The 24,813-nt window shown below is 59.6% G+C and carries 25 protein-coding genes; 11 read left to right on the plus strand and 14 right to left on the minus strand.

Annotated elements, in window-relative coordinates; translation table 11 throughout:
- Positions 1–8: 8 nt before the first annotated feature.
- The 7 genes from CLV45_RS16805 to CLV45_RS16835 all read left to right on the plus strand — a co-directional run bounded on the left by CLV45_RS16805 (position 9) and on the right by CLV45_RS16835 (position 6,115).
- Positions 9–1,619, plus strand: a complete 1,611-nt coding sequence (locus CLV45_RS16805; RefSeq protein ID WP_100337613.1) for a DUF4153 domain-containing protein — start codon at positions 9–11, stop codon at positions 1,617–1,619.
- Positions 1,612–1,989 carry a hypothetical protein gene (locus tag CLV45_RS16810; protein ID WP_100337614.1) on the plus strand — a complete coding sequence of 126 codons (378 nt, stop codon included), beginning with the start codon at positions 1,612–1,614 and terminating at the stop codon, positions 1,987–1,989. The genes CLV45_RS16805 and CLV45_RS16810 overlap by 8 nt, the downstream gene beginning before the upstream one ends.
- Positions 1,990–2,044: 55 nt before the next feature.
- On the plus strand, positions 2,045–2,290 hold the full coding sequence (locus CLV45_RS16815; RefSeq protein ID WP_100337615.1) for a hypothetical protein: 246 nt from the start codon (positions 2,045–2,047) through the stop codon (positions 2,288–2,290).
- 149 nt (positions 2,291–2,439) lie between these two features.
- The gene (locus tag CLV45_RS16820; protein WP_157807595.1) at positions 2,440–2,823 is read left to right on the plus strand and encodes a hypothetical protein; all 384 of its coding nucleotides are present in this window, start codon (positions 2,440–2,442) and stop codon (positions 2,821–2,823) included.
- Positions 2,820–3,155, plus strand: coding sequence for a hypothetical protein (locus CLV45_RS16825; RefSeq protein ID WP_157807596.1), 336 nt, complete (start codon positions 2,820–2,822; stop codon positions 3,153–3,155). The genes CLV45_RS16820 and CLV45_RS16825 overlap by 4 nt, the downstream gene beginning before the upstream one ends.
- 78 nt (positions 3,156–3,233) lie before the next feature.
- Entirely contained in the window at positions 3,234–3,650 is a 417-nt protein-coding gene (locus CLV45_RS16830) for a hypothetical protein (protein WP_100337618.1), read from the plus strand.
- Positions 3,651–3,742: 92 nt separating this feature from the next.
- The gene (locus CLV45_RS16835; RefSeq protein ID WP_245882898.1) at positions 3,743–6,115 is read left to right on the plus strand and encodes a transglycosylase domain-containing protein; all 2,373 of its coding nucleotides are present in this window, start codon (positions 3,743–3,745) and stop codon (positions 6,113–6,115) included.
- Positions 6,116–6,121: 6 nt separating this feature from the next.
- On the opposite strand, the gene CLV45_RS16840 is transcribed toward CLV45_RS16835, so the two are convergent.
- The 4 genes from CLV45_RS16840 to CLV45_RS16855 form a co-directional block, all read right to left on the minus strand.
- The gene (locus CLV45_RS16840) at positions 6,122–6,706 is read right to left on the minus strand and encodes a hypothetical protein (protein ID WP_100337619.1); all 585 of its coding nucleotides are present in this window, start codon (positions 6,704–6,706) and stop codon (positions 6,122–6,124) included.
- Positions 6,707–6,731: 25 nt separating this feature from the next.
- Entirely contained in the window at positions 6,732–7,646 is a 915-nt protein-coding gene (locus tag CLV45_RS16845) for a TIGR01777 family oxidoreductase (RefSeq protein ID WP_100337620.1), read from the minus strand.
- A gap of 99 nt (positions 7,647–7,745) precedes the next feature.
- A complete protein-coding gene (folE, locus tag CLV45_RS16850; protein ID WP_100337621.1) occupies positions 7,746–8,423 on the minus strand; it encodes a GTP cyclohydrolase I FolE in 678 nt (225 codons plus the stop codon).
- Entirely contained in the window at positions 8,416–8,823 is a 408-nt protein-coding gene (locus CLV45_RS16855; protein WP_100337688.1) for a 6-pyruvoyl trahydropterin synthase family protein, read from the minus strand. Before CLV45_RS16855 ends, folE begins: the two co-directional genes overlap by 8 nt.
- Before the next feature lie 459 nt (positions 8,824–9,282).
- On the opposite strand from CLV45_RS16855, the gene CLV45_RS16860 reads away from it, so the two are divergent.
- Positions 9,283–9,819 (plus strand): DNA repair ATPase, encoded by a 537-nt coding sequence (locus CLV45_RS16860; RefSeq protein ID WP_157807597.1) that lies wholly within the window; start codon positions 9,283–9,285, stop codon positions 9,817–9,819.
- A gap of 88 nt (positions 9,820–9,907) precedes the next feature.
- On the opposite strand, the gene CLV45_RS16865 is transcribed toward CLV45_RS16860, so the two are convergent.
- Together CLV45_RS16865 and CLV45_RS16870 are read right to left on the minus strand one after the other, a co-directional pair.
- Entirely contained in the window at positions 9,908–10,498 is a 591-nt protein-coding gene (locus CLV45_RS16865) for an inorganic diphosphatase (protein ID WP_157807598.1), read from the minus strand.
- Between the two features lie 10 nt (positions 10,499–10,508).
- Positions 10,509–13,472 carry a M1 family metallopeptidase gene (locus CLV45_RS16870; protein WP_100337624.1) on the minus strand — a complete coding sequence of 988 codons (2,964 nt, stop codon included), beginning with the start codon at positions 13,470–13,472 and terminating at the stop codon, positions 10,509–10,511.
- Positions 13,473–13,615: 143 nt separating this feature from the next.
- On the opposite strand from CLV45_RS16870, the gene CLV45_RS16875 reads away from it, so the two are divergent.
- Positions 13,616–14,020, plus strand: a complete 405-nt coding sequence (locus CLV45_RS16875; RefSeq protein ID WP_100337625.1) for a hypothetical protein — start codon at positions 13,616–13,618, stop codon at positions 14,018–14,020.
- 87 nt (positions 14,021–14,107) lie between these two features.
- Here CLV45_RS16875 and rplS read toward each other — a convergent pair whose 3' ends face one another.
- The 8 genes from rplS to CLV45_RS16915 form a co-directional block, all read right to left on the minus strand.
- The gene (gene rplS / locus CLV45_RS16880) at positions 14,108–14,464 is read right to left on the minus strand and encodes a 50S ribosomal protein L19 (protein WP_100337626.1); all 357 of its coding nucleotides are present in this window, start codon (positions 14,462–14,464) and stop codon (positions 14,108–14,110) included.
- A gap of 188 nt (positions 14,465–14,652) precedes the next feature.
- Entirely contained in the window at positions 14,653–15,333 is a 681-nt protein-coding gene (gene trmD, locus CLV45_RS16885) for a tRNA (guanosine(37)-N1)-methyltransferase TrmD (RefSeq protein WP_100337627.1), read from the minus strand.
- Positions 15,334–15,339: 6 nt separating this feature from the next.
- A complete protein-coding gene (gene rimM / locus CLV45_RS16890; protein WP_100337628.1) occupies positions 15,340–15,954 on the minus strand; it encodes a ribosome maturation factor RimM in 615 nt (204 codons plus the stop codon).
- Between the two features lie 97 nt (positions 15,955–16,051).
- Positions 16,052–16,597 carry a 30S ribosomal protein S16 gene (locus CLV45_RS16895; protein ID WP_100337629.1) on the minus strand — a complete coding sequence of 182 codons (546 nt, stop codon included), beginning with the start codon at positions 16,595–16,597 and terminating at the stop codon, positions 16,052–16,054.
- 316 nt (positions 16,598–16,913) lie between these two features.
- The gene (locus CLV45_RS16900; RefSeq protein ID WP_100337630.1) at positions 16,914–17,672 is read right to left on the minus strand and encodes an acyl-CoA desaturase; all 759 of its coding nucleotides are present in this window, start codon (positions 17,670–17,672) and stop codon (positions 16,914–16,916) included.
- 219 nt (positions 17,673–17,891) lie between these two features.
- Positions 17,892–18,605 (minus strand): RluA family pseudouridine synthase, encoded by a 714-nt coding sequence (locus CLV45_RS16905; RefSeq protein WP_100337631.1) that lies wholly within the window; start codon positions 18,603–18,605, stop codon positions 17,892–17,894.
- A gap of 104 nt (positions 18,606–18,709) precedes the next feature.
- Positions 18,710–19,525 (minus strand): 3-methyl-2-oxobutanoate hydroxymethyltransferase, encoded by an 816-nt coding sequence (panB, locus tag CLV45_RS16910; RefSeq protein WP_100337632.1) that lies wholly within the window; start codon positions 19,523–19,525, stop codon positions 18,710–18,712.
- Between the two features lie 208 nt (positions 19,526–19,733).
- Entirely contained in the window at positions 19,734–22,469 is a 2,736-nt protein-coding gene (locus tag CLV45_RS16915) for a putative LPS assembly protein LptD (RefSeq protein WP_157807599.1), read from the minus strand.
- A gap of 225 nt (positions 22,470–22,694) precedes the next feature.
- Between CLV45_RS16915 and CLV45_RS16920 the strand changes: the two genes are divergently transcribed.
- Positions 22,695–23,501: an N-acetylmuramoyl-L-alanine amidase family protein gene (locus CLV45_RS16920; RefSeq protein WP_100337634.1), complete on the plus strand. Its 807-nt coding sequence runs from the start codon at positions 22,695–22,697 to the stop codon at positions 23,499–23,501.
- 72 nt (positions 23,502–23,573) lie between these two features.
- Complete coding sequence (locus tag CLV45_RS16925) at positions 23,574–24,605, plus strand: MlaD family protein (RefSeq protein WP_157807600.1); 1,032 nt, start codon at positions 23,574–23,576, stop codon at positions 24,603–24,605.
- The last annotated feature ends 208 nt before the right edge of the window (positions 24,606–24,813 follow it).

Below are 24,813 nucleotides of genomic sequence, written 5' to 3' on the forward strand. Positions count from 1 at the left end.
AAATAGTCATGACTACCCTAACCTCCGCGGCGGCCCAGTGGCCGGCCGCCAGCCGCCCGGCGGCCACGCCTTTCCCGCTCACGGCCCTGCAAAAGCTGCTGCTGCCGGTGGGCGCCATCCTGTTCGACGTTTTGTTCTGGCAGGAGCGCATGGCCCTGAATATGCTGCTTTACACCGCGTTTATCATCGGGGGCGTGCTGGCCGGCCTGCCCCGGCACGCGGCCGGGTGGCGCTCGGGCTACTTCTGGCTCACGCTGGGCGGTACCGTACTCAGCGCCCTGATGGTGGCCATCTACGGCTCGGGGGCGGCTCAGCTAAGCGCCGTAGCTTCCCTGGCCGTGTGGCTGGGCTACGTCAACCAGGCCCACCTCAAGCTGGTGGGCTACGCCCTGCTCACGGGCCTCGCCAACCTGCTGCCGGCCGCCCAGCGCCTGACGCAGCTGGTGCGCCTGCCCCAGAACCTGGAAGGCCGCCTGAGCCGCACCCGTTACTACGGCCGCCTGCTGGTGGTGCCGGTGGGGGCTCTGCTGGTGTTTCACGTGCTCTTCGTCATTGCCAACCCCAAGTATAAGGCCTTGACCAGCCGGGCGCTGGACCTGGTCGGGCAGTTTTTTGACCTGCTCTTCGCCCGGCTGTCGGTGCCCCACCTGCTGTTTTTCGGGTTGGGCCTGGTGCTTACGGCCGGCGCCGTGCTTATCATTCCGGTGCATTTCTTTGCCGACCACGAGTCGCGCTTTGGGGAGTTTGTGCGCCGTGGCCGGGACCGGGTGGCTTCGTTTGCCGTGCGCCGCCCCGATTTTCGCGCCAAGTCGTTCGGGATGCTCGACTTGCGCCGCGAGTACCTGATGGCCCTGAGTCTGGTCGGCCTGGTCAACGTGCTGCTGCTGGTCGTTAACGTCATCGACATCCGCTGGATCTGGTTTGGCTTTGTGCCGGCTAAGGGCTTCGACTTAACGCAGTTTGTGCACGAGGGTACCTACGTGCTGATTTTGAGCATACTGGTGGCCATGGGCATCGTGCTGTGGTTTTTCCGCCGCAACCTGAATTTCTACCAGCCCGGCTTGCCCACGCTGCGCCGCGCCGCCACGGTGTGGGTGCTGCAAAACGCAGTGCTGGCCATCTCAGTGGGCCTGCGCAACTACTACTACATCCAGTACACGGGGCTGGCCTACAAGCGGATTGGGGTGTATGGCTTTCTGCTGCTGACTTTCTTCGGCTTGGCCACCGTGCTGCTCAAGATCTGGCAGCGCCGCTCGGCTTATGCGCTATTTCGCCTCAATGCCCTGGCCGCCTACGCCGTGATGGTGCTGCTGGCCTGCGGCAACTGGGAAATCTGGATTGCGCGCTACAACCTGCAGCCGCGCTTTGCCGAAATCGACTACGGCTTCCTGCTCGACATGCCCGACCGGGTGCTGCCCGAACTGGCTGCCCACCAGGCCTTGCTCTCGGGCCGCCGCCTGGTGCAGGAAAACGACTACAACACCTGGATTCCGCTGCCCGAAGCCGACGCCCGGCAGCAGCTGGCGGGCCGCATCCGGCAGTTTCGGGCCCAGCGCCACTGGCCCAGCTACACCTGGGCCGACTACCAAGCCTACCAGCAGCTGAGCGGCCGTGAATAGCTTTTGGAACTCTGCTACGGCCGCCGTTACCCGCAGCTGCCTGCACTCCGTGGCCCTAACGGTGGGTTGCGTGGTCGGCTGGCTAGCCTTGTACCAGCTGGGTTTGGCCCTGGGTATCGGGTCCAACCTGGGCGAAGTGCTGGCCCTGCTCAGCTTTTTGGCAACTCACCTGCTGATCTGGAAATACGGCGTGTTTCGGCAGTGGCGCCAGCTCAGCCCCCACCTTCCCCAAGCAGCCCAGTGGTTGTTTGTGCTCAGCCTGGCCTGGAATGTTGCTCTGGTGGGCTTTCAGCTGCTGAGTCTGCTGCTCATGGTGCTCGGCCTGGCCTTAGCCCTGGATACTTCCCCGCCCACGCCGGGCTATAACTAATTGAAAAGCTGGTCGATGTGCGCACTGACCCCGGCTAACATTCCTCACAACGCTTATGAATCCTCTTGCCCAATTCGGGCTTAGCCTGCTGCTGTTGCTGCTCTGCGTGGGTGGCGTGCTGGTGCTGGCCCTGGTACTGGCCTGGCAGGAGCGGGCCGCCGCCCCCGACGTGCGCCGCCAGCGCCTGCTCTGCCTGGTGCTGCCCGTGGCCAGCGCCGTGCTAGCCCTCATGCTCGGGGCCGTGTTTCTGCTCATGGCCATCTGGTCGCCCCAGGGGCCCGACATCCTGGCCAGTCTCTAACGATTTTTCGACGATGGAAAGTCAAGGCGCAAAGGCCGGTGGCCACCCCCGGCTGGGCGCGCTCAGTGGTATCCAAATCGGTTATGGTTCAACCTAGTAAAACAAGCTGCCCAATGTCCTCAACTAGTAATCCTAGCGAGCTAAAGAAAATGATGCTGGCTTCAACTGCACCCCTACAATGGCCTTCCGCGGGCCGCAGCCTCGGCATTCTGGTGGCCGTATCGGCCGTGCTCTGGCTTTGGCTGCAGCTGCCCGACTGGTACCGGGCCGGCCACTCCGCCACCGAAACCGGACAGTGGCTCACCGCGCTGGTGTATAACGACTGGACGGCCCTGGCCCTGATGCTGGCGGCTAATGCGCTGGTGGCCCGCTACGCCACCGGGCCCATGTGGCGACTGGGCCACAGCATCGAGCTGCAGGGTATGCGCGGGGCCTTCGTCTTCGTGCTGAGCTTATTGTTTCACCTGGTCGTGAGCGGCTGCGGACTGGCAGTGCTGGTGCTGGGCAGTGGCTGGCTCGAAACCGGGGCATGAGCGCGCTGCTTCGCTTGGTGCAGCTCGTTCTGCGCATTGCCCCGCAGCGGCTGTGGTGGGTGCTGGCCAGCTTGGTTTTTAGCTTGGCCAATCTGGTATTTAGCCGCGAAATCTGGCCGAATACACCCGTGGCAACTGTGGTCTTCACTATGTGGGCCATTGGCTGCGGCATACTGCTGCCCTGGCTGGCGGCGCGGGTGGCCTGGTTGGTTGCCGAGGAGGTGGAAAGCTTTTTCTGGAAAGCTCTGTGGCGCCTAGCGGCAATTGTTGGCTACGGAGGAGCAGCCCTGCTCTCCCTGGTGGGTATCATTGCGGTGCTGATAAAGCTTTGAGGAGCGGGGCGGAGGCTTCCCGCAAAAGCAGCAAATTTCTTTAGCTTACGGCTCCACCCGCCCATCTTACTCCGCTCTATGGCCCGTACTGCGCTACTCGTTCTTCTCTTGCTGGCCTTGGTTATTGAGCTGGTGCTCACCATCGGGGGCTTCGTGGCCCCCGATCTGCTGCTCACCAAATTCGGGGTCGGAGCCAATCCGGATACGCGTTTTATGGCCTTTGCCCTGGCCTGGCTGCTGCTGTTCGTGTCCCTGGTCGATGCCCTGGCTTTGTGGCAGGTGTGGCAACGGCAGCCGCACTACGCCACGCTGTGCTATCTGTTGGGAATCTGGTGGATAGGCATCGGCCTGGGCCTGTACCTGGGCTACGGCCGCCTCGACAATCTGCTGCTGGACACGGGCAAAGGGCTGCTCATCGTGCTGGCTACTTGGCGTAGCCGCCGGGCCGCGGAGCTGAACCTTAGGGCCCAACCAGGGCAAATAGCTGCCGAGTAATGGCGCTGCCCGCTTATCGGGCCGCCGCTAACTGGTATATTTGCACTTCAGTTGCCGGGAGCTCAGGCTCCTCCTGACTATATCTGTCCCGAATGTCCGCTTCCGAACAACCGAAACCCACCCCGACTACTGCCCCCAAGCGCCGTTGGCCCAACCGTATTGCGCGGGCTGCCTGGGCTATTTTCGTGGTGTCGGTCGGCGTTTTTCTGCTGTACCCCATCCTGGTAAAAAGCAACTTCTTGTTTTTGTTCGGCAAGTCGCCGAGTCTGGAAGAAATGGAAAGCCCCAAAGTAGAGCAGGCCTCCGAGCTGTATACTGCCGACGGCGTACTGCTGGGCAAATACTTTCGGGAAAACCGCTCCCCGGTGCCGTTCAACCAGATTTCGCCGGTGCTGGTCAAGGCCCTTGTCGCCACCGAAGACATCCGCTTCTACGAGCATTCCGGCATTGACCTCACGGCTCTGGCCCGGGCCGTGGCCGGCGGGGGCCGCAACGGCGGCGGCTCGACCATCACCCAGCAGCTGGCCAAAAACCTCTACAAAACCCGCCGTGGCGAGCGGGGCCTGCTTGGTCACATCCCGTTGGTCAGCACCCTGATCAGCAAAACCAAGGAGTGGCTCACGGCCGTGGAGCTGGAAAAGCGCTATACCAAGGAGGAAATTCTGCGGATGTACCTCAACACCGTGGAGTACGGTTCCCAGGCCTTCGGCATCAAAGTCGCGGCCAAAACCTTTTTTAATACTTCTCCCGACAGCCTTAAGCCCGAACAGGCCGCTATGCTGGTGGGCATGCTCAATAACCCCACGGCCTTCAACCCGCGCTTCCACCCCGAAACCGCCCTCAAGCGCCGCAACCTGGTGCTGGAGCGGATGGGCCAGGCTGGCGTGCTGACGGCCAAAGCCACCGACTCGCTCCAGCAGCAGCCCATTGCCCTGCAGTACCGCGTCGAGAAGCACATCGACGGGCCCGATACCTATTTCCGCGGGGCCGTCAGCCAGTTCGTGAACAAGTGGTGCGAGGCCAACGGCTACGATATGTACCGCGACGGCCTGAAAATCTACACCACCATCGACTCGCGGATGCAGGCCCACGCCGAGGATGCCGTGCAGGACCGCATGAAAAAGCTGCAGCAGCAGTTCGACCGGTTCTGGCGCAACCGCGGCGGCAACCCCTGGGTCGATGACGAGGGCAAGGAAATTCCCGGCTTTATCGAAACCCAGATCAAGCGCACCGAGCTCTATAAGGAGCTGGCCGCCCGCTACAAGGGCCAGCCCGCCCGCCTCGACTCGGCCCTGCACGCCAAGCGGCCCATGAAGGTCTTCACCTGGAAGGGCGACGGCGACACGACGCTGGTACTTTCGCCCCTCGATTCGCTGGCCTACTACAAGCACTTTCTGCACGCGGGCATGATGACGATGGACCCCTTCACGGGCCACGTTAAGGCCTGGGTGGGCGGCATCAACTACCGCTTCTTCAAGTATGACCACGTGAAGCAGGGCCGCCGTCAGGCCGGCTCCACCTTCAAGCCCTTCGTCTACCTCACCGCCCTCGACAACGGCTACACGCCCTGCGACCGAATCCGGGACCAGCGCGTGACCATCAAATACGTCGAAAACGGCAAGGATATGGAGTGGCAGCCCGACAACGTGACCCGGGAGTACACCGGCATCAACATGACGTTGCGCCACGCCATGGCCCGCTCGGTCAATTCCGTCACGGCCCAGCTCACGGAGAAAGTCGGTTGGGAAAACGTGGCCAAGTACGCCCACAAAGTTGGTATCCAGAGCCCGCTGCTGCCGGTGCCCAGCATCGGCTTGGGCTCGGGCGGCGACGTGAATGTGTACGAAATGGTGGACGCCTACAGCACCTTCGTCAACAACGGCTTCCAGAGTGAGCCCCAATTCATCACCCGTATCGAAGACCGCAACGGCAACGTCATCAAGCAGTTCGACCCCAAGCAGAAGCGCGCCATTCCGTCCGAAACGGCCTGGCTGATGCTTTACATGCTGCGCGGCGGCATGGACGAGCCCGGCGGCACTTCCCAGGCCCTGTGGGAGTACGACCTCTGGAAAAAAGACAATCAGATTGGTGGTAAAACCGGTACTACCAGCAACTATTCCGATGGCTGGTACATGGGCGTCACCAAGGACCTGGTAACTGGTGTCTGGGTCGGCGGCGAAGACCGCAGTATTCACTTCTACGGCTCCCAGCAGGGTGAAGGTGGGCGCATGGCCCTGCCCATCTTTGGTACTTATATGGAGAAGCTCTATAAGGACAAAGACCTCGATATTACCATGGGACCATTCCCGCGGCCGGCCAGTAAAATCACGAAAAAGTACATCTGCGTGTCGGAGTCGGAGCCGCGCCGCCGCCGCGAGGAGGCCGTCGATACCATTGCCACCGACAACCTGCTCGAGCAGCTCAATACCCAGGGCGTCGCCGTGCCCGACAGCATTAAGCTGTAAACTACGTTACCAGCCTTTGCGCCGCATTAGTTGGTGGGCTGCTTGCGGATAATCAGCCCCGTGCCTGCGTACAAAGCCCGCAAGCTCTTCAATACCGGCAAATAATGTTTCCCCGGTAGCCGACTCGTCCCAGGTTACCCCAATAGTAGGCACAAAGTAGATTTCGCCATCCTGCCCAACTATACACGCCTGGAGATACTCAACAATATCGAGCAAATACTCGAAAATAGACTCTTGCTGAAAGGCTGTATTGGGGAACGTTGCTTCTTCCTCCGATAGAGTTAGTACTCCCCACCACGATTCTTCTAAAGGCTCTGGTCTTGCAGAAGTTATTACCGGTTTTTGATTTCCCCAAAGCCTGCTGATCTTATCAGCAAGGCTACGGAAGTGGCTTTGTGGAGCTTGGGCCGACGAGCGAATATCGTCGGCCTTCGTGGTCGTTAATATCTCCAGGGTATCATTAGGCCATAGAGCGGAGGCAAGACGTAAGTGTGCCCGGCTCTCGGCTAAAGCTGCCCATTCGGCTGGGTTAATGGGTAGCTGGGTGGTGAAATCAGCTGAATACCGGGCTATAGTACAATCGTACGCCATAGCAAGAGCCGTAAGCTTAATGCAGCTATTCTTTCCCGTAAAACGACTCCAGAGCCGGCTTCAGATCGGGGTATTCAAAGCGGAAGCCGGTGCCCAGCACTTTCTCGGCACTCACGCGCTGGGAGGCCAGAATAATTTCACTCATCTCGCCCAGTACCAGTTTCAGCCCGAAAGCCGGCACTTTGGGTAGCACCAGCGGGCGGTGCATTACCTCGGCCAGGGCTTCGGTAAAGGCTTTGTTGGTCACCGGGTTGGGCGCTACACCGTTGTAGACGCCCTGCCACTGCGGCTCCTCCAGGGCCTGGATAAACAGCCGGCACACGTCGTCGAGGTGAATCCAGGACATGTACTGCTTGCCCGAGCCCAGTGGGGCCCCGGCCAGCAGCTTGATAGGCCGGGCCATGGGCGGCAGGGCACCGCCTTGGTTGCTGAGCACGATGCCAATGCGGATAATAACCGTCCGGATGCCCATGTCCTGCACGGGCTGCACGGCCAGTTCCCACTGATGGGCCACGTCGGCCAGAAAGTCGTCGGCCGGGGCCGGTGGGGTTTCCTCGGTTACCAGCCGGTCGGCACTGTCGCCGTAGATGCCGATGGCCGAGGCCGACACGAGGGTGCGCACGTGGTGGTGGCCCTTGGCCAGCTCCCGGGTTAGGAGCGCGGTGCCACCCAGGCGGCTGGTCATAATGTCGCGCTTCCGCTCGTCCGTCCACTTGCCCTCCGACACGCTGGAGCCAGCTAGGTTGATGATGTAGTCGGCGTAGGGTACGGCGGCCTCATCGATGGTGTCGTGCTGTGGGTCCCAGCGGAAACTGCGGTAGCGGCTCTGGCTGGGCGTGCGACTGAGCAGGGCCACTTCATAACCCGCATCAATCAGCATTTCGGCCAGCCGGGTGCCAATTAGGCCGGTACCACCAGTAATCAGTACTTTTTGGGACATTTTGTGGAGCGTTACTAGCCGGGACGCTACCGGGTGTGGGCGGGAGGAAGCAGAAAATCAGGCTGCAAGCTACTATCTAATGGGCAACCCCGGCGCGTTTCATTTGCCCAATAGCCGCAAAAACTCGGCCCGCAGCGTCGAATCCTCCTTGAATAGGCCGCCGTACTCGGCCGTCAGCGTGCTGCTGCTCGTGTCGTTTACCCCGCGGCTCATCACGCACAGATGGTCGGCTTCGATGAGCACGGCCACGTTTTCAGTTTGCAGAGAGTGTTTCAGCTCCTCGGCAATTTGCCGGGTCAGGCGTTCCTGCACCTGGGGGCGGCGGGCGTAGTACTGCACCACCCGGTTAAGCTTCGACAAGCCCACCACATGCTCCCCGGGCAGGTAAGCCACGTGGGCCTTGCCCATAATCGGGACGAAGTGATGCTCGCAGCACGAAAACACGGTAATGTCCTTTTCAACCAGCATCTGCCCGTATCCGTAGCGGTTGTCGAAAAGCTTCACCTCGGGGCGGTGCTTGGGGTCGAGGCCCCGGAACCACTCCTGCACGTACATCTTGGCCACCCGGCGCGGCGTACCTTTCAGACTATCGTCGTTGAGGTCGAGGCCCAGTAGCTGCATGATTTCGTGGAAGTGCTCGGCAATGCCGGCAATTTTTTCTTCCTCCGACAAGGCAAAAGCATCGGGGCGGAGGGGAGTGCGCAGGTCCGGCGACAGGTGAGCGTCGGCGGATCCGAAGCTGTGCGCGGCCGCGGCCGCTGACACGGAATTATCCATGGTATTCAACAAAGTTGCGGTCCGTTTCATAGAGCGTGACCGACAGAACGAGGTGGGGCTCGACGTGAGCCCGCAGCCGGTTCCAAATCACGACAGCAATATTCTCGGCCGTAGGGTTAAGCTCGCGAAAATCCTCGGTATCGAGATTCAGGTTCCGGTGGTCAAAGGTATCCAGAATCTCGCGTTTGATCAGGTCACTAAGCCGCTTCAAATCATACACGTACCCGGTAGCGGGGTCTACCGGGCCGGTTAGGCGCACGGTAACCTCGTAGTTATGGCCGTGATAATGAGGATTATTGCACTTGCCAAATACCTGGGTGTTGCGCTCGTCACTCCACGCCGGGTTGTGCAGGCGATGGGCGGCATTGAAATGTTCGGTTCGTCCAACAGTTACTTGCATAGGGTCTTTGAACTGGTAATACGCGCTTTTGTTTTGATTTCCAAATAGATTAAGCGGTTTTTGTGTCCCCATGCAGTTTTACTTATTCCGGCTTTAAGAATATGCAATTTGAATTTTGATAATATTCGATAGTCACTATCCAATAAAATCAATATTCTGCAAAAAAAATCAAGGTAGCGTGCGTCAACATCAGGGGAGTCTGGTTAAATTTGGTGAGTTGGATTCCTCCGCCGGAGCCCACACCACCTTTTGTAACCTCATTCTCTTTAACTTTTTCATTTCACTATGAAACCAGGCGTACTCCTCTCTCTGCTACTGATGCTTTTGCTATCGGTGACTGGCTACGCGCAGAAATCGCCCGTAGATGAAACAGACATGGCCATTAAGGGTATTCCCCGTAAAGGCCAGCGAGTTACCATCCAGCTGGACAGCAAGCGCGTTGATGATTCTTGGCAGAAAATGCTGAACGAAAAGTTCGGCAGCAAGTTCAAGTCGGACAAAGGTGTTTACACCATGGACGGCGTAGTAATTGAAGACATTTCCAAGACGCCGATCCGCGTGATCAGCAAAGTAGACGCTACCCCCACCGGCACGACCGTATGGTGGTCGATTGACTTGGGCAACGCCTACCTGAGCAAAGATGCTACCCCCGTGCAGTGGAAAGCTTCGGAGAAATACCTGAAGGATTTCGCCCGCATGCTCTACCGCGAAGACTTGGCCGTCCAGGTTTCGGAAGCTGAAAAGGCTCTCGTTTCGTCGCAGAACAACCACATGGCCGTTATCAACAAAGCTGACGCCATCAAGAAGGACATCGAGAAGAACAAGCTGAAGAAGCAGGAAATTCAGCAGCAGCTCGCTCAGAACGCCGCTGAATTGCTCCAGTACAACAACCTGGTGGACATGAACCTGAAAGAGCAGGAAGCCGCCCGCGCCGACATTGTTAACATGCGCGTAGCGCTGGAAGCCGTGAAGGAGCGCATGAACAAGATTGAGTAGCTTACCCTACTTCCAACAAAAAAGCCCGGTCGAGCATTTCGACCGGGCTTTTTTGTCGCTGCTGGTTTTCTCTGCTTTGGCTAAGCAGCTACTTCATGGCTTGGTGCACCTGCTGGTCGGCGGCCTGCTCATCCTTCCAGCCTACCAGCCGAACCTCGCCCGGCCGGCCCTGGTGCTGAAACCACTGGCCCACTGCTTCCTTAGCCCCGGGAAACTGCTTCACCAACATCTTCCATGACGTAATGCCGGGCAGAATCCGCTGGCTGGGCCGGGCCGGTACTGCTACCACCACTTGCTCCAGCACGCCGTTGTCGTCGAGGGTAAGCATGCCGATGGGCAGCACTTCCACCACGGTGCCTTCGGGCTGGGTTTCGGCCAGCACCAGGGCCTGCAGTGGGGCGTTGGTGCTTTCCAGGCGGGTACCGGGCACAAAGCCCTGGTTGCCGGGGCAGGGCAGATACTCCACCACGTGGTCGAGGCCGGCCCGCCGCACGGGCATAAAGTCCTTTTTGCTGGCGTCGTAGCGCTGGGCGTGGTTGTGGCCCGCGGGCAACTCCACTACCACCTGCAGCAGCTTGCGTTCGGGCGAAAATGTGGGCAGCTCGGCATAGTCGGGCTGGCAGCTGCTCAGCCCCACGCTCCCCAGGCCCACGATAATACTCCCGAACGCAAACCGCATAGGCATTTGGTTAGTCAGCAAGGTACTTGTTGAGGAGCTGGAACGGGTTGCCTTGCTCCAGGTGCAGCACGAAGCGAATCCGGTCCGTGAAATCCTGGCGGCTGTTGGGCAGGCCGTTTTCGTACTGCGAACCGGCCACGGGCAGATACAGCTGGAATATGTCCCGTATCACGGGCACTACCAAACCTGCGTCGTAGTACTGCCGCGAAGTGAAGGAGTTGTCGGTGCGCTGCACATTGGCAATACCGAAGTCGGCAAAGACGGCCAGGCGCGTCACGGGCAGGTCGGCCTGCAGGTTGAGGGTGCTCAGCCACTTCTGGCTGGATACTGGCAGGTAAGCTTTGAAGGCGCCGTCCCGGTCGTCGGTCTGGTGGACCTGGGCGGTGAAGGCGTGGGAAATCTGCTGGCGGTCCAGGAAGGCCGTCTGGCGGCGATAGTCGGGGCTGCCGCTCAGGCCAATGACAAAATTGGGCGAGCTGTCGAGGAAACGGCCGCCAAACAGGCGCACATGCACCCGCTTCTTGGGGGAGTAGAACCGTGAGTAGACGGCCGAAGCCCGTAGCAGCACGGCGTTGGTGGAGTTGGTTTCCTGCGAAATCGTCGAGGTCAGCTGGTTGAGCTCCACGTGGGCGCTCCACTTCTGCAGGGCGTTGCCGCCAGTCACGGCGTACTCGCCGGTCTGGATGCTCATCGTTTCGTTGCCGCGGTCCTGCTCGCGCACGGCGGTGTTGGCCAGGCGGATGGTGTGCTGCGGACCGTTGAAGCCCGAGAAGGGCAGCTTAAGCGTAATGCTGGGCTCCACCTTGAAGTACCGCTCGAAGCGCTGCAAGGTCAGGCCCGTCTCAATCTGGCGCACCACCGAGTTGGGCAGTACGCTCACCGTTACGTTGGCAATGCCGTTGAGCTCGTTGCGGTTGAAGCTGTACATGGGCATCAGCAGGTAGTTCAGATTTTTGCGCACCAGCGGATTGTTGTAAAACGCGGCACCGAGCATGAACTTGTCGGACGTGTTGGCCCCAATAACCGGCGCCCAGTTGATGGTCGCCCGGTCCCAGCGCTCCACGCTGACTAGGGGCTTGACCTTTATGGGCTCGAAGCGGCGCAACGAGCCGGTTAGCTTCATTCGGTCGTCGCGGCGGTTGAGTTGGGGGGTGAGGTACTCCGCATCCACTACCACGGCCGCTACGCCTTCCCGGCGGAAGTTGACCTGGGCTTCGTCCTGCTCATCTTCGGTGCTGATTACGGTGGTCCACTGGGTTTCGAGCACTTTGCCCTGGGCATCCACGGTGCTGACGGGCACGGCAAACGGCGCGGGTGAGTCGTTGCGGACCAGCACTTTTACCTGGGTATCCGTCACCTGAATGTCGGATACGGCCGCGTCGTAGTGGTAAGTGTTTTGCAGCATGTCCTTGAAAAACCAGTCGAGCTGCTGCCCGGTGGAGGCTTCAAAGACGGCCTGCATGTCCTCGGGGTAGGGGTGGCGGAACTGCCACTGGTCGTAGTAAGCGTGCATGGCCTTGTCGAACTGCTCCTGGCCCAGGTAGCCGGCCAGGTACTTCAGCACGGCGGCCGTTTTCAGGTACACGATACTGGCATAGTTGTTCTTGCCGTACTGATCGGCCCGCAGGTTTGCTATGGACTGGTCGAGGCCCCGGCTGGCGGCGGCCTGGTAGGGCACCTGGGTCAGGGCCGAAGCGGGCAGGTCCTCAATGCCGATTTTGGCGGTGAGGCTGCGGTTTTTGAGCATGTTGCCAAACATGCCGCCCTGCGGGTCGACCTGCTCCGTCAGGCGGGCATCCACGTAGGAGTTCACGCCTTCATCCATCCAGGCGTGGTCCCGCTCGTTAGAGCCCAGAATGCCGTAAAACCAGTTGTGGCCCACCTCGTGGGTAATGGCCGACGGCATGGTCACGGTCACCATCGGGTATTCCATGCCCGAGCCGGCACTCAGGGCCCCATCCACGGCCGTAGCCGCGGAGTACGGGTATTCGCCCACCCATTGGGAGTAGTAGGTCAGGGCATTATTCACGTCCTGCAGGCCTTTGACCCATTTCTCGGCATTCTCATTAGTAAAGAGCACCCAGGACGTAACCGGCCGGCCCGAGGGCAGCGTGACGCCGCTCTTGAGCACGTTGAAGCGCTTGTCGGCAAACCAGGCAAAGTCGTGGACACGGTCCTGCACGTAGCGCAGGGTTTTGGTTTCCGCCGCCGAAGCCGGAAACGACAGGTCCTTGCCAAAGTCGGCCGCGGTTTTCTTCAAAGCCGTGGCCGCCGCCAGCTTGTCCATCCGCTGCTGCTCGTCGGGGTTTTGGAGCACGCCGGTGGCGCCCACGGTGTAGTTGGCGGGCAGCGTGATGCGCACGTCAAACGAGCCGAACTCGGAGTAGAATTCACCCTGGTCGAGGTAGGGCATCTGGTGCCAGCCTTTACGGTCGTACACGGCCGGCTTGGGGTACCACTGGGTTATCTGGTAGGATTGCTCCACGTGGCCGAAGCGCGAAAACGAATTCGGAATCTTGACGTGAAACGGCGTCGAAATCGTAGCCTTGGCGCCCGGGGCCAGGGGCTGGGGCAAGATCAGCTTGGCCATGTCCGGGTTTTCCGGGTCGTAAGCCAGCTGGGCACTTTGGCCGTTCACCTTAAAGTCGAGCTGGTCGATGTAGCCGCGCTGGGCGGCTTTGGCAAACTGGAACTTACGGCTGCCGTTGCGCAGCTGCTGCTTGGCAAAGGCGGTGGTGTTGTCCTTGTAGGCGTTGGGCCAGAGGTGAAACCAGATAAAGGTGAGCTGGTCGGGTGAGTTGTTGGTGTACTGCAGCTCCTCGGTGCCGCGCAGCTCGTGCTGCTTGTCGTCGAGGGTAACGTCGATGGAGTAATTGGCTTCCTGCTGCCAGTACCCCTTGGGAGCCAGACTTTGCTGGGCAAACGTCAGGTAGGGTAGGGCGAGCAGGACGGCGCCGGTAAATACTTTTTTCATGAAGCAGGAACAGGGTAGAAAGGAATTGGTAGCGAAAGTACGTTTTCGGCCCGGAAAAGCTGCGCCGTCACGAACCTCCCCGCCGCCGGGCCGTTAACTCTACCCAAAGTACTGCTCACCCTTACCGCCAAAACCCCGATACCATGGAAAAGAAAGAAGTGCAACACCAAGTCCACCTCGATGCCGCTACGGGCATGCTCACCGGCAACTTACAGGAAGTAGCTTCCCACGCCGGGTTCGACAACGTGCTGCAACGCTGGATTCAGGACCTCAAGGATGCCGATAACCCCGAACTGCACCAGCTCATCGTGGACCTGCAGGAACTGAAAGCCCACTTCGGCTCGGGCACCTACGACAAGAACGTCATCGGCCGCCTGCTGGGCCGCCTGGGCGAAAACACCATCAAGGCCGCCGTCTTTGCCGATGGCAATACCAAGCCCCGCGTGGAACAGCTCGGCGAAGCCCTGCTGCAAGCGGCCAAGCAGGTGCAGCACCCGCAGACCAGCGCCGAGCAGGATCTGCAGAACGCTAACCAGCAAAGCAGCTAGTTCAGCTTCGGCTTGATTTGGCCTGAAAGCAAAAAAGCCGGCTCCCGTAAAGGAGCCGGCTTTTGTACTTCGAAAGGGAAGCGGGGATTAACCGCGACGCTCTTTGATTTTGGCAGCTTTGCCCGACAGGCCACGCAGGTAGAACAGACGAGCGCGACGTACTTTGCCGCGACGCACCAGCTCGATCTTGTCGATGTTGGGCGACAGCAGGGGGAAAATACGTTCGGTACCGATCTGGTTCGAGATTTTGCGCACGGTGAAGGTTTCGCCGTTGGTGCTGGCGTTTTTGCGCTGGATAACAACACCCTGGAACTGCTGAATGCGCTCCTTGTTGCCCTCACGAATTTTCACGTGGACGTTAACGGTGTCGCCGGCGGCGAAAACAGGGAAGCTGGCGCGGCGCTCCTGGGACTCCTGCTGGATAAAATCGAGTAATACGCTCATGGCTGGAAAAACTTGAAAAAGGACGGCGCCGCCGCCCAAGGGGTTTCGCTTAAAGAGGCGCAAATATAGCGCTCTGTTTTGATGATTACAACTGTAGATGAATGTGGTTGAATGTGAATGATGTGGTTAATGTAGAAAATGAGGCTTTACGACCTTTAATTCTCACATTTCCCACATTTTCAAATTCCTCACATTTCCGAGAGCAGGTCGGGGCGGCGCTGACGCGTCCGTTCCACGGCTTGCTCGTGGCGCCAGGTTTCTACCAGCGGCGTGTTGCCGGAGAGCAGAATATCGGGCACTTTCTCACCCCGCCATTCGGCCGGGCGGGTATAGACCGGCGGAGCCAGCAGGTTGTCCTGAAACGAGTCGCTCAGGGCCGACTCCTCGTTGCCGAGCACGCCCGGCAAAAGCCGCACCACCGCATCCACCAGGATGGCCGCGCCCAGCTCCCCGCCGCTCAGCACGTAGTCGCCCACACTGATTTCGTGGGTGATGTAGGCCTTGCGGATCCGTTCGTCGACGCCCTTGTAGTGGCCGCAGAGAATGAGCAGGTTGCCGGCCAACGACAGGCGGTTGACCAGCGGCTGCCGCAGCGTCTCGCCGTCGGGCGTCATGTAGATGACGGCGTCGTAGCTGCGCTGGGCCAGTAGCTCGTCGAAGCAGGCGGCAATAGGCTCCACGCGCAGGACCATGCCGGCCCCGCCGCCGAAGACGTAGTCGTCAATCTGCCCGTGCTTGTTGATGGCATAGCGCCGCAAGTCGTGCACGTGAATTTCGGCCAAGCCTTTTTCCTGGGCCCGCTTCACGATAGAAACGGCGAAAGGGCTGGTCAACAATTCGGGCTGGCAGGTGACGATGTCGAGACGCATGACGGGCTACTTCTGGTCTTCGGCTGGCTCGTCGTCGGTATCGGGCCCGTCGAACTCGTCGGGCTCGTCCCGCTCCCGAGAAGACGGACTCAGGTACACGTCGAGCAGGCCTTCGGGCAGGTTCACGTAGAGTTTTTTCTCGGCCTGATCAGCCCGCTCAACCAGCTCATCCACTACCGGTACCAATACCTCCTTGCCCTTGTAGCGCATGCCCATCAGGTCCTGCTGGGGCATTTCGTAGAAAGTTTCCACGGTGCCCAGCTCGCCCAGCACGGCATCCACCACAGTGTAGCCGATGACGTCGTGGAAGTAGAACTGGTCGTCTTCCAGCTTGGGCAGCTCGGCCAGGGGGCGGTAGAGCTTGGCGTTGCGCAGGGGCTCGGCGGCTTCTATCGAGTCGATGCCGGTGAGCTTAAGCAGGGCCCGGTCGTCGGCCTGGGGCTGGAGCTTGTCCACGCCGTACTCCACGAGCTTGCCGGGCTTGCCGGGCAGCTCCAGGTACACCGATTTCAGGCTGCGGTACTCATCCAGGTCGGCCACGTCCATAAAGGCCACTACAAAGCCTTTCAGGCCGTGCGTTTTGCCCAAAGAGCCCAGCAGGTAGCAGTCGTCGATAGTCATGCGCAAAAAGGGAGAAGTGGGGTCAAAAAAGTAGGGAGCTTGGAAGCTGCACCCGCGGGCACCACACTTCCAAACTCCCTGACTCTGGGGCTAACGCTTAGGCGCCGGCTTCCTCGGTGCCTTCGGTCGAAGCAGCAGCCTCGGTCGTTTCACCTTCGGCAGCTTCAGCAGCCGGAGCGGCTACAGGCGTATTCTTGATACGCAGAGCCTCGGCGCGAGCTTCTTTCACTTTGGTCTCAGCAGCCAGGGCAGCCTTGCGGGCCTCATCCTTAGCCGAGCCCAGCGAAGTACGCTTGCCTTCGATTTTGGCGTCTTTCTGCTCTTTCCAAGCCGAGAAACGCTCGTCGGCTACGTCCTGCGAGATGGCACCTTTGATAACACCCAGCTGCAGGTGCTTGCGGTAGAGAACACCACGGTAGGAGAGCATAGCGCGTACCGTATCGGTCGGCTGAGCACCCTTCATGATCCAGTCGAAAGCTTTGTCGCCGTCGAAGTTGATGGAAGCAGGGTTGGTGTTGGGGTCGTAGGTACCGATTTTCTCGATGAAACGGCCGTCACGCGGGGCGCGGGCGTCAGCTACTACGATGTCAAATTGAGCGGCCTTTTTACGGCCACGACGGGCGAGGCGGATTTTAACTGCCATAAACCGGGTTGGTTAAGCGACGCAACTCGTGCGTCTGGTTGAAAATGAGGTGCAAAGGTAAGGGAAAATAATGTGCGAATGTGGGAGAATGTGAATAATGTGCTAATGATTAATGTGCTAATGTGGTTGAATGTGGGAAATATGAGAAGGCACGACATTCCGCGCATCAAGCGGCGTCAATCCGTCCTCTGAAAGGTGCTGAGCTTACTAAAGTGAAAAGCCCTTTACTCCGGCTGGAATAAAGGGCTTTCTGGGTAAAGAGCGTGACGGCCTTGGTAGAGGCCGAATTGCTTCGCGCTGCTCGCAATAACCCGTGTTACGCGGCGGCTTGCAGTTTTTGGGCGGTTAGTTTGCGCTTGATCTTGATGATGCGGGCCTTGTCCAGGGTCCAGATGAACATGTAGGTGGGGTCGAATTCCCACCACTTCACGCCGAAGTTGACGCGCATGGGCAGCTTGTGGTGGTTGTTCTGGAACAGCTCCCCGAAGGCCAGGAAGTCCAGGGCCAGGGTGTTCTTGCTGTGGTCGTGGTTGTCGAAGTTCTGGTAGCCATACTTGTGGCCGCCCCAGTTGACGATGGCGCCGTGGATGGGGCCCATCAGGAAGTGGATGGGCAGCAGCAGGAACATCCACCAGGCGGTGGCAAACTGCACGTAGAACAGCACGTAGAGCGTGCCCCAGCCCACGCGCGAAAACCACTTGTCGCCGATGTTTTCGATGAGGGACCACTCGGGGTAGTCGCCCTCAAACCGCTCGGCGGCGGCGTAGTTGCGGTTCAGCACATCGTTGTAGATGTTCTTGGTCTTCCACATCATGCTAAAGGCATTCGACGAGAAAAGCGGCGAATGGGGGTCCATTTCCGTGTCGGAGTAGGCGTGGTGCATGCGGTGCAGCAGCGCGTACGCCCGCGGCGACAGGAACGAGGAACCCTGGCAGATGTAGGTGAACAAAAAGAAGAACCGCTCCCAGAATTTGTTCATCGTGAACATTTTGTGGGCGGCGTAGCGGTGCAGATAGAACGTCTGCGTGAAGAGCGACAGGTAGTAATGCGCTACAAAGAAAATGAGTATCGGCATGGGCCAGAAAAATTAGGGACGCTCTAACGGAGGCGGCAGCAAACTGCCCGCACAAACCCAACGGTTGGCTATAAGTTCACATTTGCCAACACAAACCTACGACCACGTTGACGGGTGGTCAATTATTTGACCCAAAACGCCAAAATCTTGTTCAGGTGCGGACGTACGGGTTAAGCGGGAGCTGGGTGGAGCAGTGCGGCGCCTTCTGCCCAGAAACTTCTAAACGGTGTAGAAGGTTTGGGCGGCCTCCCAGTGGGCCATTTCCGGCACCGGGGCCCGAAAGCACATGGCTTCTTTGGTGACGGGGTGCTCAAACTCCAGCTGCCGGGCGTGCAGGGCAATGCTCACGTCGGGCAGGGGGGCTAGGAAGCCGTACTTCACGTCGCCGACGATGGGCGTGCCCAGGCCGGTGGCCAGCTGCACCCGAATCTGGTGGGGACGGCCGGTAATGGGGTTCACCTGAATCAGGAAGCGGTTGCCGGCCTGGCCCAGCACCTGGTAGTCCAAATCAGCCTTTAGGCCCTGGGGGTGCATTTTGGGGTAGGCCTTGGTCACGTTCCGAATCGGGTCTTTCACCAGCCAGTGCGTGAGGTGGCCGCTGCTGGGCTCGGGGCATTTGCCCACCAGGGCCCAGTAGGTTTTGTGCACCTTGTTGTCGCGGAACATTTCGTTCAGCCGGCTCAAAGCCTTGCTGGTTTTGGCCAAGGCTACCACGCCGCTCACGGGCCGGTCGAGGCGGTGGGCCACGCCCACGAAGGCCGCGCCGGGCTTTTTATACTTAAAGCGCAGGTACTCGGCGGCCTTTACCGACAGCGGCTCATCCCCGGTATTGTCGCCCTGTACCAGCACGCCGGCGGGCTTATTGATGATGAGCAAGTGGTTGTCTTCGAACAGAATTTCCTTCTGCTCCGACCAGATATTAGGACGATTCACTGAGGGGGTAATTATGAATCATGCATGTTGCATTATGAATTGGCGCACGATTTAATTCGGCCAGCCCGTAATTCAGCATTCATAATTCAGAATTCACAATTGATTTAGTACGCTTCCTCGGGGCTGGGAAAGTCGTGGCTTTTCACGTCCTGCACGTAGCGCGTGACGGCGTCGTGCATGAGGTCGGCCAGCTCGGCGTAGCGGCGCAGGAAGCGGGGCTTAAACTCCTTTGTGATGCCCAGCATGTCGTGCACCACCAATACCTGCCCGTCCACGTCGGGGCCGGCACCAATGCCGATAACGGGAATGGAAAGCTTTTCGGCTACCTGTTTGGCCAATGTTGAGGGAATTTTTTCGAGCACCAGGGCAAAGCAGCCCAGATCCTGGAGCAACTGAGCGTCTTCGATGAGCTTCTGAGCTTCGGCCTCCTCCTTGGCCCGTACGGTGTAGGTGCCAAACTTGTAGATGCTCTGGGGCGTGAGACCCAAATGGCCCATAACCGGAATGCCGGCCGTCAGGATGCGCGTAATCGACTCCTTGATTTCGGCCCCGCCTTCGAGCTTAATGGCGTGCCCACCCGATTCCTTCATGATGCGGATGGCCGAGCGCAGGGCTTCCGAAGAATTGCCCTGGTAGGAGCCGAAGGGCATATCGACCACCACCAAGGCCCGCTTCACGGCCCGCACCACGCTCTGGGCGTGGTAAATCATCTGGTCCAGGGTGATGGGCAGCGTGGTTTCGTGGCCCGCCATAACGTTAGAAGCCGAGTCGCCGACCAGCAGCACGTCGATACCCGCCCCATCGAGGATGGTGGCCATCGAGAAGTCGTAGGCGGTGAGCATCGAAATCTTTTCCCCCCGGCGCTTCATGGCCAGGAGCTGGTGCGTAGTGACGAGCTTAACTTCTTTGTGCTGCGACATCAGTGAGGACTGCTAAAGCGAAAGGAGAAGAATAAGGGCAAAGCTGCGGATTTTTTGCCAGAACCAGCAACTACCGCCCCGTTGCCGCCGCTGGTTGCAGGGGCCGGCCGCGGCCCGGTCCAAGCCAAAACCGGGGGCTTTAGCTGGAAAAAAGCCGCCCGCTTCTCCCCAGGAAAAAAGCGGGCGGCGCCAAGGAACAAGAACTGGCTTAGCGGTTCCAGAAGCTGCGGTTGCGGTTGAGCTTGAGGTCCTGCAGCAACGACGACTTCGCCGAAATCGTCACGCCGTAGCCGCGGAATTCGCCGAAGGGCGCCCAGTAGCCCGAAATCTGCCAGCAGTGCAGGTCGCGGTAAAAGTCCAGGTTGGGCGCCACCGGCCGCTTGCTGATAAAGTCGTAGCTGGTGGTGTAGCCAAAGCGGAAGTTGGGCGTGAGCTTCACCGAGCCATTGAGCTGCAAGGAGGCCGAGCTGATCGGGCGGGGCCGGATGTAGTTGCGGCGCGTAGGAATGGGGCCAGGGTCGGTGTAGTTGAGCTGAAAGCTCGAGTTCAGCTCCCAGGGAATATCGAAGTCCACGTACTCCTCGTAGGGGTTGATTTGGTTGGGAGAACCCAGGATATTGGTCGGGGCCACGTCGCGCTTCACCACCGACTTCTTCTTGCCCTGCGACGGGTTGAACTGATACGTCAGCGAGAGGTTGGCATTGTTGAGGCGGGCCAGGCGGCGGTTGGGCTGGTCGAACAGGAACCGGTTAATTTCCCGGCCAGTGGAGTCGCGCTGGTAGAAGTAGAAGCTGGCATTGGCCGTCACGCTCAGCTTGCGGGCCACTTGGGTGTGAAACGACATATTCAGCGGGGCCAGGTTCAGGGAGTCGGCCACCAGGTTGTAGGTCGTGCCCAGGCTTAAGCCGTCGATTAAGCTCACCTTGTTAAAGGGCGTGGTGCCGGTGGTGTCGTTGTTGTTGCGCACCTTCATTTCCACCTGGTTGTCGACCGAAAAGGAAATCAGGCTGGCCCGAATCCCGTTGGGCACCGAGTAGAGCGAGTTGTTGTAGCGTGAGAAGCTTACCGGATTCAGAATCCGCCCCGTGCGCGCGTCCCGCACGTTGTAGGGCTGGCCCTGGCTGTTGGCCAGGTCGCCCAAAACCGGATTTACCCAGTTCAGGCTGCTGCGCTGGGTGTAGTCGGGCGAGTAGCTGTAGCTGATGTTGGGCGTGATTTTGTGGCGGATAGCCTGAATCTTGTGGGTGCCTTTGCGTACCAGCGTCCCGTACACGTTGGTGCTCAAACTCAGGCCCCCGGCTATTTCCGACACGACGTTGAGGCCCCGTACGGTATCGATGCGGATGGCCCGGGCCACGTCGTTGTAGGAATACGTGAGGCGCTGCCCAAACCAGTACTGCTGGTAGCGCACGGAAGGCTGCAGAATGATGTGCTTGAGCACGGGGTAGCTGCCCAGCGAAATCTGGAAGTTGTGTTGCATGCCGTTGCGGGCATTGCGCAGGAAAGGTCGCAGGTTGGAAAACCGCACCGGAATTACGCTGCCTTCGTTGGTGCCGCCGAGCAGGGGCAGGCCATTAGGCAGGGTGCGGGCCGTCACCTGGTTGCTGAGCTCGTTGCGGGCCTGCAAGTCGTAGCTGATGGAGAACTGCTCGTAGAAGCGGCCCTGAGGGGCTAGTCCAAACCACTCGTAAGGGTTTTGCCGGGCCACGCCCACCGTGAGGCTGGGCAGAGTAAAGGTCATGATGCCGTTCGTGGTCTGGCTCTGGGTGAGCTGCACGTTGTAGTTGACCGGCGAGTTGCGAATCGTCTTCGAGTACTGAATCGTCGAGTTGAAGGCCGCGGCCAGGTAGCGGCGCGGGTCGTAGCTGTTCTGCCGGTTGAAGTCGGGACTACCCGCGGCTACGCTGGCCGAAAATCGGCCCCCGCCGGGCCGGGGCGTAGGCGTGTGGCTCCAGTTGACCCACAGCGTACGGGCCGAGCGGGGCTTGCGGTACTCCAGGTTGGTATTGACCGAGGGAGAGGGCAGAATAATATCCGGGGGGCGCGAGCTGTAGGAGAAGTTGAACAGCCCGTTGTAGGAGTAGCGCTTCAGGTACTGGGTTTCGGCCATCAGGTTGTAGCCCCCGAAGGAGTTGCCCACGCCCGAGTAGATGTCGCCGGTTAGGCGCACGCCCACGTTGTCGTTGACGACCCAGTAGTAGCCGCCGTTGCGCAGGGCAAAACCCCGGTCCGAAGTTTGGCCGAAGGTGGGAAAGAGCAGGCCCGAGGCCCGGCTTTTGCCCGGCGTGGGGAAGTAGCCAAACAAAAAGCCCAGCGGCGTGGGAATGTCGCCGATAACCATGTTGAAGGGCCCGGTCACCACCTTTTCCTTGGGAATGACCTTCATCTTGGTGGCGTTGATGAAGAAGTGCGGATTCTCCAGGTTGCAGGTGGTGTAGCGCCCGTTGCGGCCGAAGATTTCGTTCAGCTCGTTTTTCTTGATGGTTTCGGCGTGCAGGTAGCCCTCACCCTGCTGGGTAACGGCCTCGGCAATCTTGCCCCGCTTGGTTTTGAAGTTGTAGTTGATACGGCCAGCCGTGTAAGTGCCACCCCCATCCTTGAACACGGGCTTCCCGAGAACTTTACCAGTCGTATCGGCGGCGCCTTCGGCCGTGAGCAGGTTTTTGCTGTAGTCGACGGTAATGCGCTGGGCCTTGAGCTCCATGTCGCCGTAGTCGATGTTCGACTTATTATAAAGCCGGGCCACTTTCTCCTGCACTTCAAACCGAATCGAGTCCTTGGCCGAGTACTTAATCGTGGTTTCGATGTCGCCCTTGGGACGGGCCGACACGCGCAGCGAGTCGCCGGTGCGGCTGGTGTCGGCGGCGGCGGCCAGCGGGCGGCGCCCCCGGGTCGTATCGGCACCCACCGCGGAAGGACGGTCGGCGCCGGCTGGGGCGCTCAAACCCGGCACGCCCGCCGGGGCCGGAACCTTAGGCTTGCGCTGCGCCCAGGCCGGGGCGCTACTGCTGAGCCAAAGCCCGGTTACAAGGAGCAGAAGCGGCCAGGCACGGTAATAAAGGCGGAAAACAGGCAGGATAGACAGCGTAGGCAGGGCCACGTGGTTTTTATCGTTTATTTTGTGGCTGTTTGCAAAGGTAACGGGTAGCTGCCCCAACTAACGAACTCCGTGCGGAATATTGTCGCTCTTTGCCTGTCGGGTCTGCTTTTTCTTTCGGGCTCGTCGGGCGCCGTGGTTCCGGGTGCGCCCGGCGTGCCCCGGCCCAAGTATCATTTGCGCACTGTAGTGCTCGATGCCGGCCACGGTGGCAAGGACCGGGGCTGCACCGGCGTGAAGGCCCGCGAGGCCGATGTGGCCCTGAAAATCATCCTGGAGCTGGGCCAGCTCATCGAGGAGAATATGCCCGACGTGAAGGTGGTGTACACCCGCAAGACCGACGTGTTTGTGGAGCTGGCCGACCGGGCCGGCATTGCCAACAAGCACGGAGCCGACCTGTTCATCTCGGTCCACTGCAACGCCAGCGCTCCGTCGGCCTACGGTACGGAGGTCTGGACGATGGGGCCGCACAAGACCGACGCCAACCTGTCGGTGGCCAAGCGCGAAAATGCCGTAATCTTGCAGGAAGACAACTACAAGGAGCGCTACAGCGGCTTCGACCCGACTTCCCCGCAGAGCCACATCCTGTTTTCGCTCTACCAGAGTGCCCACATGGTCAACAGCCTGCGCTTCGCCCAGAAAGTCGACCGGCAGTTTCGCACCACCGTGGCCCGGCACTCGCGCGGGGTGAAGCAGGCCGGGTTTCTGGTGCTCTGGAAATCAACCATGCCCTCGGTGCTGATTGAAGCTGGCTTTCTGACCAACCGCACCGAGGAGCAGTATCTAAACGATAAGTCCGGGCAATCGTATATGGCCTCGGGCATCTACCGGGCTTTCCGGGATTATAAAACCGAATTGGAAGCCATGAATGGAGAATAAGCCGGCTTCAATCCATTTTGTGTTGAGTTAGCGTTTATTGCCGCCCGTTACACCCTCAAGATCAGACGCAACGTGTCGAAAGAAATTAAAGTAGCCCTGCTGGGCATTGTTGCCCTGGCAGCCTTATATATCGGGTTCAACTTTCTGAAGGGCAGCAACCTGCTTTCCTCGGACCGCACCTACTACGCCAAGTACGACAACGTGGACGGCCTGACCGTGGGTAACCCGGTTATCCTCAACGGTATCAAGGTGGGGCAGGTCAAGAACATGGAGCTGCTGCCCCAGGACCGCAACCGCATCCGCGTGTCGCTCGAGCTGCAGAAAGGCATCACCGTCGGCGACTCGACCGTGGCCAGCCTCTCGGGCTCGTTGCTGGGCAGCAAAACCATCACCCTGTTTCTGGGCAAGAACTCGAAGGTGTACGACGGGGGTGAGGAGCTCAAATCCTACACCGTGGCCAGCATCACCGACGCCTTCCAGGCCAAGGCCCTGCCCGTGCTCGGCACCGTCGATTCGACGCTGATGAAGGTCAATGGCTTTCTGAGCAAAGAAGCCAAGGTGAGCTTGCAGGCCACCCTGCTCAACGCCCAGGGCTCGACGGAGGCCTTGAAAAACCTGCTGATTATGAATCAGCGCAACATCAACCAGATTACCACCAACATGGCCAAGCTCACGGCTGAGCTGAACAAGACCAGCACCAAGTTTGACCGGATTGCCTCCAACTTCTCCCAGCTCAGCGACTCGCTCAAAAACGCCCCCGTGGGGCCGGCCATGCGCAAGCTCAACGCCACCATGACCGAGGCCCAAAGCTCGATGACCAACCTCAACAAGGCCCTGACCGACCAGAAAGGCTCCTTGGGCAAGCTCATCAACAACGACTCGCTCTATACCAACCTCAACGCCACGGCCGCCAGCTCCAACGCCCTGCTCGTGGACCTGAAGGCCAACCCCAAGCGCTACGTGCACTTCTCCGTGTTCGGGGGTGGGGGCAAGGACAAGACCAAGAAAGAAACCACCAAGAAGCCCGGCGGCGAAATCAAAGTGGAGGAGAAGAAAGTGGAAACTACGCCCAGCATCGGCGCCACCGACTCCACCGTAAAATAGCCCTGACTACCGCAGTAGCGCGAAGCTGCCGCTTCGCGCTACTTGCTTACCTTTGAATCCGCCTCCTCCAGGGCGGATTTTTTTATGCACGAACTCACAGTGAAGTTGTGAAAGGTGAAGTTGTGAATTGAGGTTCAAGCCGTGTAAATGGTGTCAGAAGAACGACAATTCACAACTTCACTTTTCACAACTTCACCACATCCACCTC

It is taken from the genome of Hymenobacter chitinivorans DSM 11115 (assembly GCF_002797555.1).
Lineage (GTDB): Bacteria > Bacteroidota > Bacteroidia > Cytophagales > Hymenobacteraceae > Hymenobacter > Hymenobacter chitinivorans.

What these genes read in the sequence shown, in the direction of transcription:
- CLV45_RS16805 (WP_100337613.1), top strand. Translation starts at nt 9, where the DNA reads ATGACTACCCTAACCTCCGCGGCGGCCCAGTGGCCGGCCGCCAGCCGC.
- CLV45_RS16815 (WP_100337615.1), top strand. Translation starts at nt 2,045, where the DNA reads ATGAATCCTCTTGCCCAATTCGGGCTTAGCCTGCTGCTGTTGCTGCTC.
- CLV45_RS16820 (WP_157807595.1), top strand. Translation starts at nt 2,440, where the DNA reads ATGATGCTGGCTTCAACTGCACCCCTACAATGGCCTTCCGCGGGCCGC.
- CLV45_RS16825 (WP_157807596.1), top strand. Translation starts at nt 2,820, where the DNA reads ATGAGCGCGCTGCTTCGCTTGGTGCAGCTCGTTCTGCGCATTGCCCCG.
- CLV45_RS16830 (WP_100337618.1), top strand. Translation starts at nt 3,234, where the DNA reads ATGGCCCGTACTGCGCTACTCGTTCTTCTCTTGCTGGCCTTGGTTATT.
- CLV45_RS16835 (WP_245882898.1), top strand. Translation starts at nt 3,743, where the DNA reads ATGTCCGCTTCCGAACAACCGAAACCCACCCCGACTACTGCCCCCAAG.
- CLV45_RS16840 (WP_100337619.1), bottom strand. Translation starts at nt 6,706, where the DNA reads ATGGCGTACGATTGTACTATAGCCCGGTATTCAGCTGATTTCACCACC.
- CLV45_RS16845 (WP_100337620.1), bottom strand. Translation starts at nt 7,646, where the DNA reads ATGTCCCAAAAAGTACTGATTACTGGTGGTACCGGCCTAATTGGCACC.
- folE (WP_100337621.1), bottom strand. Translation starts at nt 8,423, where the DNA reads ATGGATAATTCCGTGTCAGCGGCCGCGGCCGCGCACAGCTTCGGATCC.
- CLV45_RS16855 (WP_100337688.1), bottom strand. Translation starts at nt 8,823, where the DNA reads ATGCAAGTAACTGTTGGACGAACCGAACATTTCAATGCCGCCCATCGC.
- CLV45_RS16860 (WP_157807597.1), top strand. Translation starts at nt 9,283, where the DNA reads ATGCTGAACGAAAAGTTCGGCAGCAAGTTCAAGTCGGACAAAGGTGTT.
- CLV45_RS16865 (WP_157807598.1), bottom strand. Translation starts at nt 10,498, where the DNA reads ATGCGGTTTGCGTTCGGGAGTATTATCGTGGGCCTGGGGAGCGTGGGG.
- CLV45_RS16870 (WP_100337624.1), bottom strand. Translation starts at nt 13,472, where the DNA reads ATGAAAAAAGTATTTACCGGCGCCGTCCTGCTCGCCCTACCCTACCTG.
- CLV45_RS16875 (WP_100337625.1), top strand. Translation starts at nt 13,616, where the DNA reads ATGGAAAAGAAAGAAGTGCAACACCAAGTCCACCTCGATGCCGCTACG.
- rplS (WP_100337626.1), bottom strand. Translation starts at nt 14,464, where the DNA reads ATGAGCGTATTACTCGATTTTATCCAGCAGGAGTCCCAGGAGCGCCGC.
- trmD (WP_100337627.1), bottom strand. Translation starts at nt 15,333, where the DNA reads ATGCGTCTCGACATCGTCACCTGCCAGCCCGAATTGTTGACCAGCCCT.
- rimM (WP_100337628.1), bottom strand. Translation starts at nt 15,954, where the DNA reads ATGACTATCGACGACTGCTACCTGCTGGGCTCTTTGGGCAAAACGCAC.
- CLV45_RS16895 (WP_100337629.1), bottom strand. Translation starts at nt 16,597, where the DNA reads ATGGCAGTTAAAATCCGCCTCGCCCGTCGTGGCCGTAAAAAGGCCGCT.
- CLV45_RS16900 (WP_100337630.1), bottom strand. Translation starts at nt 17,672, where the DNA reads ATGCCGATACTCATTTTCTTTGTAGCGCATTACTACCTGTCGCTCTTC.
- panB (WP_100337632.1), bottom strand. Translation starts at nt 19,525, where the DNA reads ATGTCGCAGCACAAAGAAGTTAAGCTCGTCACTACGCACCAGCTCCTG.